Raw genomic sequence first — 7595 nt, forward strand, 5'->3', positions numbered from 1 at the left:
ATATGGCATGTCGATCCGGCCGGCATGGAATTCACCCACTATTTTGCCCCAGAGTTTTTCGGTTCAAAGGTGCCCGAACAGCCCCTAAAACCGCTGACCATCAGAATGCTGGTCGAGTCGGCCAAAGCCGGACGCTGGCTGTATTAGCCGGATTGGATGTCAACCGCCAGCGTTCTGACACGCTGTCGTAACGCATCTGCCGGCAGTGCGTCGATATCCGGCAACATCGCGGCCAGAGACAGGGCCTGGATGGCCAACTCAATCGCCCTCGGCGGATCAGCATGCTCATAGCGGATGTAGGTACGCATCGAAATCCCAAACTCCTTTGACGCCTGTTCCTGTGTCCATCCCAGTCCCGTTCGCCATAGTTTCAGCTCAAACCCCGTCATCACCGCCCCCTAAAACATGTCATTTTGTCATATTACAGCAATGTAATCTGGCAAACAATGACACCAACAGCAAGTGACGATCACGCCTGGAAACACAACATTTTGTACCTTATTCAGCTGCTTTAGACACAACATCTTGTGTCTGCCGGAGCTGGATGGCAGATAACGATCAGACCCTCTGAAATCGTGCTAAGTCGCAACAGTTGAGAGAGGGGTTTGAGGCCGTTAAAAGCGGCGTCAACGGCAGAAAATATCTCAACGTGAGTTTTCGTTCCACTGGGCGTCAGACCCTGTGTCCCCCCATCGAATTACATGCATAAAAAACGCCATCCTGTAGGATGGCGTTATCTATAGATATTACTTGAAAATCCTGGACGTTAAAGAAGTTTAAACTTTTCCAATGTAGCTTTTACTTCCTTTCTTAAGCCAGATTCATCCAGTTCATAGTCCGCCCTATCAGCTTCAGGTTCAAAGCGTTCAGCTACCATGAATAACTCTTCACCACAATTTAGAACATTTTTATCTTGATCCTTAACACCGTATAGCTTCCGCCTTTCAACGCATATTTGCTCAGAAAATTGAATAGCTGTAACTTTTGAGGCCAAGAAATTTTTAGCCAGTTCAATTATCGACATTTTGTTCATAAGTCACCGGTCTCCAAATAAATTTTACCGTTCTCTGCATCAGGGTTGATTTTCCATCCTGACAAAAAATCACCATTAGGTTTAAGAACAACAACTCGCATAGTTTTAGGATTGAAATACACTTTAGACCCTTTCTCTCTTCGGTATGTCCCTTTCTCTACGGTTTCTTTGTCTGCTAAATGCGCCTCAATAGCATCCCTGAACTTAGTCAACGTTTCACGATTTTTCTTCGTGTCACTAACCCCAAAATCACCAGCATGTTTATACTTTCTGTCCAGTTGCTTACGCGTAAATCGCCCCGAGTCAAGAGGATCACTCAGCACTACATACACCGGCTCCACACCCGTTCCCGACGCATCCGGTCGCCAGTAGATAAAATCCTGTAGTCCGTTGTGGTCTGCGACCGGCGTCGTGGTCACCGTGATGGTGTCCACCGGTTTCACTTCCGTGCCAGTATGGACAGGGGTCACCGGGACCGGAGGCGGTGGAGTGCCGGTATTTGACGGCGCTGAGGGCGGCTGAGCCGGGTTAATCAGGATGGTCCGCGCAGGGACGCCTGCACCGGCAATTGCCGGAACGGTAATACGGTCCAGACCTGTTTTCGGATCACGCACCCCCGTCAGCACCTGCACCGCAGCCGGAATACCGCCGTTACCGGTTTTCATCAGCTGCAGCGCCAGTTGTCCATTGCTCTTCACCAGACTCCCACGCGCCGGCATATTCACGGTTTTCATCCCGGCCTCTATAGCCTTCGCATCCGCCAGAGCCCGCGCCGGAAACGCAAACAGCGCAGGAACGTCGCGCCCTGGAACTTGATCACTACCCTGACCAGCAGGTTTTGAATGGAACCAAAGAGTCGCCATCGATGCCTTAAGAAGCCCAGGACTGACCGCAGGGACGGACAGTTTGGACAGCGCATTACTGAACCAGTTGGTAATACTGCCTGCCACATCACCGGCAGCTGTCCACACTCCGGCTCCGGCCAACGCCATCTGCGCCGTCCCCGGCGTCTGATTCAGCACCATCGCACCCGGCGCTTTGAGCGCCTTATTCGCTTCTGCTACCATCGCCGATGTATACACGGGAGCGGGTTTCACCCCGGCTTTGTCGAACAAAGCCTTACGTGCTTCCTCGGCCTTACGTGCTTCCTCGGCCTTACGGGCTTCCTCGGCCTTGCGGGCTTCCTCGGCCTTACGGGCTTCCTCGGCCTTGCGGGCTTCCTCGGCCTTGCGGGCTTCCTCGGCCTTGCGGGCTTCGGCTTCGGCTTTCGCTCTTGCCTGCGCGTCCAGTTCCCGTTGCAACCCTTCGTTACGTTGCCCGCTGAATACATGGAGAAATTGCGCAAACCGCTGCATGTATATTCTTTTTGCGTTCGCACCATCGCCTCGACGACAGGCATCCAGCAATTCACGATAATGCTTGTCGTTTTTTATATATGGGCAATTTTTCTTTCCGCAGATAAAACAAATATTATTGGCCAGACATTCTTTGACTTTTTCATCCAACCCGGGGATCGGAATTGCAGTGACCGTCAGGGTTTCCTCTCCATTTTCCCAATTCCAAGATCCGTTTTGCCAATATAATCCGGGTTCAGGTGGCAGCCCGTTATTATAATTATACGGATCGTATTTAACTTCCCATTTATGCTCCATAAAATCTCCTTTTTGATATCTGTCATTTTGCACACAAACACTGTATTTATATATAGTGTTTGATGCTAAACCCTCCTCTCAAGCCCGTCAATCAAATGATAATCATTCTCGTCTGTGCCAAACATGACACAAAAAAGCAGCCGCCTGCGACGGCTGTCACAGTGACAAAGGTGGGTAAATCCCGGCTGCGCGTCCGTTCCCACTCCAGTTTCTGCAACCTGTCATACTCGCGGGGGATATTCTGAAAGGAGATTAGAGAGCATTAAATTTCAACTTAAACAATGAATTATCTCCTTAACGTACGTTTTCGTTCCATTGGCCCTCAAACCCCAGAGACAGAAAAAAATCCACTTCAAAATGAGCGAGTTGTTCCTCTAATAGCTGAAAGTCGCGCCCTATCGCTTGTCATTCCCCCTCAGATTTATATTATACTGGTTATACATACAGCATAATTATAATAACGCATTCGGTTTCCGACCAGAGGAGAACATAAAATGAGCAACGCATCACGCACCCGCACCCGCACCCCGCAGGACTCGGCCGGCACACAGGAAAGTCGCGCCAAAGCGCTGCAAAGCGCCATCACCGCCATCGAGAAGGCGTTCGGCAAGGGCGCCATCATGCGCCTGGGTGACAACCATGGCATGGCTGTCGAGCGTATCCCGACCGGCTCGCTCGGCCTCGACATCGCGCTCGGCGGCGGCCTGCCGGTCGGCCGCATCACCGAAATCTACGGCCCCGAGTCGTCCGGCAAGACCACCGTCGCCCTGTCGGTCATTGCCTGCGCCCAGCGCGCCGGGCTGCAGTGCGCCTTTATCGATGCCGAGCACGCGCTCGATCCGCGTTACGCGCAGCAGCTGGGCGTCGATATCGGTGAACTCCTCATCTCCCAGCCCGACACCGGCGAGCAGGCGCTGGAAATCTGTGACGCCCTGGTACGCTCCGGCGCCGTCGGCGTGGTGGTAGTCGATTCCGTCGCCGCCCTGGTGCCGAAAAACGAGCTGGAAGGGGAGATCGGCGACGCCCAGATGGGCCTGCAGGCCCGCATGATGAGCCAGGCGATGCGCAAGCTGAAGGGCAGCATCAACACCACCCGCACGGTGGTGATCTTCATCAACCAGCTGCGCATGAAGATCGGCGTGATGTTCGGCAACCCCGAAACCACCGCCGGCGGCAACGCCCTCAAGTTCTACGCCTCGGTGCGTCTCGACGTGCGCGGCACCGGCAACGTCAAGGAAGGGGAGACCATCATCGGGCGGGATACCAAGGTGAAAGTGGTCAAGAACAAGGTCTCGCCGCCGTTCCGCCAGGCGCAGTTCCGGCTGCTGTTCGGCGCCGGCATCTTTCTCGAGGGCGAAGTGCTGGATCTGGCCGTCGACGCCAAATATATCCTCAAGACAGGCGCCTGGTACGAGTATCAGGGGGAGAAAATCGGGCAGGGGCGCGAGAAGGCCACCGGCTGGCTGCGCGACCGTCCCGACCTGGTGGCCACATTGACCGCGCAGCTGCGCACGCACTATCTGCAGGCGGCACTGCCGGCCGCGGCTTCAGCCGATGCGGACACGCCCCCGGATGATGATGCCTGGCAGAGCGCGCCGGAGGTCGTGTGATGCTGGTACGCCTCTATGACGCCGGCGTGCCCTGCGGATTCCCGTCGCCGGCGCAGGACTACCTCGAGCAGCGCCTGTCGCTGGACGACATCTGCATCCGCCACCCGGAGAGCACCTACCTGGTACTCGCCGAGGGGCAGTCGATGCAGGACGCCGGTATCCTCGATGGCGACCTGCTGGTCGTGGAATGTTTTTACCGGGCGCAGCACGGCGACATCGTCATCGCCACCGTCGACGGCGAGTTCACCTGCAAGCGCCTGCAGCTGCTGCCCCGGCCAATGCTGTTGCCGGCCAATCCGGCCTTTGCGCCCATTCCTCTCGGTGACGACATCGAGGCCGTGATCTTCGGCGTGGTGCGCCATGCCATTCACACGCTGTAACCCGGCCCGGTTATCGCCATCTGCCCGTTCCGCAAAGCCCGGAGAACCCCGCATGTTTGCCCTGGTTGACGTCAACAGCTTCTACGCCTCCTGCGAAACCGTCTTTCGCCCCGATCTGCGCGGCCGGCCGGTGGTGGTGTTGTCCAATAATGACGGCTGCGTCGTCGCGCGCAGCCGCGAAGCGAAAGCCTGCGGCATCAAGATGGGGGAGCCGTGGTTCAAAATCGCCCGGGACGCAGAGCGGCAGGGCGTGGTGGCGTTTTCGTCGAATTATGCCTACTACGCCGACATGTCGCATCGGGTAATGGCCATCCTTGGCCAGCTGACGCCGCGACTGGAGATCTACTCCATCGATGAGGCCTTCTGCGATCTGGCCGGTATCCCGGCCGCGCAGCTTGAATCTCTCGGACGCCGGCTGCGGGAAGAGGTGCGGCGCCGTACTCACCTGACGGTGGGCGTCGGGATCGCGCCGACCAAGACGCTGGCCAAACTGGCCAACTACGCCGCCAAAACCTGGCACAAAACCGGCGGCGTGGTCGACCTGAGTTCGCCGGCGCGCCAGCGACGCCTGATGGCGCACGTGCCGGTAGAGGAAGTGTGGGGCGTTGGCCGGCGGATTGCCCGCCGGCTGGCAACGATGGGCATAACCACTGCGCTGCAACTGGCCGACATGCCGGCGGCCGCGGCGCGCCGACAGTTCTCGGTGGTGCTCGAGCGCACGGTGCGCGAGCTGAACGGCATCGCCTGCCTGGGTCTGGAGGAATTTGCGGCGCCGAAGGAGCAGATCGTCTGCTCCCGCTCGTTCGGCGACAAGCCCACCGAGCTGGACAGCGTCAGCCAGGCAGTCTGCGCACATGCCGAGCGCGCGGCACAAAAGCTGCGTGGCGAGCGGCAGTTCTGCCGGCACATCTCGGTGTTCGTGGCGACCAGTCCGTTCGCCGCCGGCGAGACCTATTACGGCAATCAGGCGACCACCCGCTTGGCGACGCCCACCCAGGACAGCCGTGACATCATTCAGGCCGCCCGGCGGGCGCTCGAACGGATCTTCATCGCCGGCCACCGCTATCACCGCTGCGGCGTGATGCTGGGCGATTTCACCAGCGAACGTGTGGCGCAGTTCGGCCTGTTTGACGACGCGCCGCCGCGCAAAAACAGCGATCGGCTGATGCAGCTGCTCGACAGTCTCAATCAGGACGGCCGGGCGCCGGTGTGGTTTGCCGGGCAGGGCATTCCCGACCGGGCAGACGGCTGGAAGATGAAACGGCAGCGGCTGTCGCCGGCCTGGACCACACGACTGAAAGACGTGCCTGTCGTGCATCTGAAATAACGCGTGATTTCAGAGAAACGGAGAATTTCAATTCAATAAACAAAAACGTGGACGCTGGTTGATGATAGCGATTATCACTTTCATTGGAATGCGGCATCTGTGATGCTACCATCACAGAGCGTCATATCACTTTCAAAAGGACAAGCAGGATGAAAACAAGAGCAGTGCTGGCAACTCTGGTTTTATGCAGCAGTTTTTATTCCATCGCTCAAACGGCCGACAACACAAGCGCTGAAATTCTCAACCGCCTGGATATGACCTCCTTTCACAACTCTCTGGGGCCGCGTCATTTGAAACAGGGCACAACATTAACTGAGTTAAAAAGCATCACAGTTTCCAGTGATAAAGGAATGGCAACTGCAACTAATTCGGACAAGAGCTGGATTTACGCGTTGAAAGTGTTGGATGAAGACAAACAGAATGAAACCTATACGGTTTGCTTTAACGACAAGGCGTTACCTGGCCCTCCGACTTACAACAACAGCCAGGAGCTCGTTGTGAAGAAAAGTCCCCAGGGAACTTACAAGGTTATTCAGGTCATTGCCGAAAATTCAGCGTGTGCATCGGCGCAGTGATCCAAATAAAATGCCTGGGAATTGGAAAGGCATAATTCCCAGGCGTCAGTTTATTTCAACTTACCGCTATTGATATCGGATTGGATCAATGCCGCTTCCGATTGCCTCCGCGTCGGATAGGCGTCTCCGAAGTTGTTGAGTTCATTAACCACATTGGCCCACTGCTTCTGCGTGACATAGCTCCAGAACGTGGGGGCCGCCTGAGCCAGGTTTTGACCATACTGATAGGCAACGCTGACGATCGCAGTACGCGTGTTGAGTGGTAATGCGCTAAACGGGCTGCCGGCCGCCGAGGAATAACGGCTGGCCATGCCGGCTGAGTATTGGTTGACATAAATATTGGAGATGTCCATCGCCTGTGATTCGGGCAATGACAGGGGAGACTGGTTCAACTTATCGACCGCGGATTGCCCTTTCAGTCCCAGGTATGGCGTTAAAATATCGACCAGATTTTGCGGCACGCCGTCATTCAGCATGGATTGAGCGGTACGCCCCCCCAGGTCAATACCCACGCCAATTGTCACGCCGGATTGGCCTAAAGCATTACCGGCCGCATCACGAGGAACATAGCCGGCCGCATGAAAACCCTCTTTCTCACGGATAAACTCCGTTTTGGCGATACGGTTAGAGTTGGACAGGAATGAGGTCATCTGGTTGACGTCGCCGAAGGTGATGAACGTCGTGTCAGATAAGACCAGGATCATCGACCCCTGCTTCCAGACATCGCCCAGGCGATTAAGCTCGTTCAGGGCGTCACTGAAATTCTTGTACGTCAGTAACAGACGTTTATCACCGCGCTCGATAGAGACGGTATCGTCGTAAGGGAGTTCGCCTGTCAGCGGATCGATGGTACTTTGGTTACGTTTCGTGGCATCAAAGACATCATTATTGATAGCAAGAACAGTAGCACGCCTGCGGCGTGAGCTCGTCTGCTGCGCAGCCGAAGTACTTTCCCCCTTCATCGCCACGACTTATACTTTCCCTGCTTTCTTACCTAAAAACTCATATCAATCGGATA

The 7595-nt window shown here is 55.8% G+C and carries 9 protein-coding genes; 5 read left to right on the forward strand and 4 right to left on the reverse strand.

The window, feature by feature from the left end; all coding sequences use genetic code 11:
- Positions 1 to 147, forward strand: a 147-nt coding sequence (locus AC4PR2_RS26930) for a DUF1493 family protein (protein WP_492175780.1), incomplete at its 5' end; no start/stop codon positions are given.
- Here AC4PR2_RS26930 and AC4PR2_RS26935 read toward each other — a convergent pair.
- From AC4PR2_RS26935 to AC4PR2_RS26945, 3 genes are all read right to left on the reverse strand, one after another.
- Positions 144 to 389: a helix-turn-helix domain-containing protein gene (locus tag AC4PR2_RS26935; protein WP_094887909.1), complete on the reverse strand. Its 246-nt coding sequence runs from the start codon at positions 387 to 389 to the stop codon at positions 144 to 146. The two genes, AC4PR2_RS26930 and AC4PR2_RS26935, sit on opposite strands and share 4 nt — an antisense overlap.
- A 377-nt stretch (positions 390 to 766) precedes the next feature.
- The gene (locus AC4PR2_RS26940; RefSeq protein WP_094887908.1) at positions 767 to 1033 is read right to left on the reverse strand and encodes a colicin immunity domain-containing protein; all 267 of its coding nucleotides are present in this window, start codon (positions 1031 to 1033) and stop codon (positions 767 to 769) included.
- On the reverse strand, positions 1030 to 2685 hold the full coding sequence (locus AC4PR2_RS26945) for an S-type pyocin domain-containing protein (protein ID WP_492175776.1): 1656 nt from the start codon (positions 2683 to 2685) through the stop codon (positions 1030 to 1032). Before AC4PR2_RS26945 ends, AC4PR2_RS26940 begins: the two co-directional genes overlap by 4 nt.
- Before the next feature lie 494 nt (positions 2686 to 3179).
- Here AC4PR2_RS26945 and recA point away from each other — a divergent pair, with 494 nt between their 5' ends.
- The 4 genes from recA to AC4PR2_RS26965 all read left to right on the forward strand — a co-directional run bounded on the left by recA (position 3180) and on the right by AC4PR2_RS26965 (position 6577).
- Positions 3180 to 4295 carry a recombinase RecA gene (gene recA, locus AC4PR2_RS26950; protein ID WP_492175777.1) on the forward strand — a complete coding sequence of 372 codons (1116 nt, stop codon included), beginning with the start codon at positions 3180 to 3182 and terminating at the stop codon, positions 4293 to 4295.
- Positions 4295 to 4675 carry a translesion error-prone DNA polymerase V autoproteolytic subunit gene (gene umuD, locus AC4PR2_RS26955; protein ID WP_492175778.1) on the forward strand — a complete coding sequence of 127 codons (381 nt, stop codon included), beginning with the start codon at positions 4295 to 4297 and terminating at the stop codon, positions 4673 to 4675. Before recA ends, umuD begins: the two co-directional genes overlap by 1 nt.
- Positions 4676 to 4727: 52 nt before the next feature.
- Positions 4728 to 6002 carry a translesion error-prone DNA polymerase V subunit UmuC gene (umuC, locus tag AC4PR2_RS26960; RefSeq protein WP_492175779.1) on the forward strand — a complete coding sequence of 425 codons (1275 nt, stop codon included), beginning with the start codon at positions 4728 to 4730 and terminating at the stop codon, positions 6000 to 6002.
- Between the two features lie 149 nt (positions 6003 to 6151).
- Positions 6152 to 6577 carry a hypothetical protein gene (locus AC4PR2_RS26965; RefSeq protein WP_265261877.1) on the forward strand — a complete coding sequence of 142 codons (426 nt, stop codon included), beginning with the start codon at positions 6152 to 6154 and terminating at the stop codon, positions 6575 to 6577.
- Positions 6578 to 6627: 50 nt separating this feature from the next.
- Here AC4PR2_RS26965 and AC4PR2_RS26970 read toward each other — a convergent pair whose 3' ends face one another.
- Positions 6628 to 7539: a pesticin C-terminus-like muramidase gene (locus AC4PR2_RS26970; protein ID WP_492175781.1), complete on the reverse strand. Its 912-nt coding sequence runs from the start codon at positions 7537 to 7539 to the stop codon at positions 6628 to 6630.
- Positions 7540 to 7595: the final 56 nt, after the last annotated feature.

This window comes from Serratia sp. A07 (genome assembly GCF_058725505.1).

Excerpts from the sequence above, each read along its gene's own strand:
- AC4PR2_RS26935 (WP_094887909.1), bottom strand. The coding sequence starts at position 389 with ATGACGGGGTTTGAGCTGAAACTATGGCGAACGGGACTGGGATGGACA.
- AC4PR2_RS26940 (WP_094887908.1), bottom strand. The coding sequence starts at position 1,033 with ATGAACAAAATGTCGATAATTGAACTGGCTAAAAATTTCTTGGCCTCA.
- AC4PR2_RS26945 (WP_492175776.1), bottom strand. The coding sequence starts at position 2,685 with ATGGAGCATAAATGGGAAGTTAAATACGATCCGTATAATTATAATAAC.
- recA (WP_492175777.1), top strand. The coding sequence starts at position 3,180 with ATGAGCAACGCATCACGCACCCGCACCCGCACCCCGCAGGACTCGGCC.
- umuD (WP_492175778.1), top strand. The coding sequence starts at position 4,295 with ATGCTGGTACGCCTCTATGACGCCGGCGTGCCCTGCGGATTCCCGTCG.
- umuC (WP_492175779.1), top strand. The coding sequence starts at position 4,728 with ATGTTTGCCCTGGTTGACGTCAACAGCTTCTACGCCTCCTGCGAAACC.
- AC4PR2_RS26965 (WP_265261877.1), top strand. The coding sequence starts at position 6,152 with ATGAAAACAAGAGCAGTGCTGGCAACTCTGGTTTTATGCAGCAGTTTT.
- AC4PR2_RS26970 (WP_492175781.1), bottom strand. The coding sequence starts at position 7,539 with ATGAAGGGGGAAAGTACTTCGGCTGCGCAGCAGACGAGCTCACGCCGC.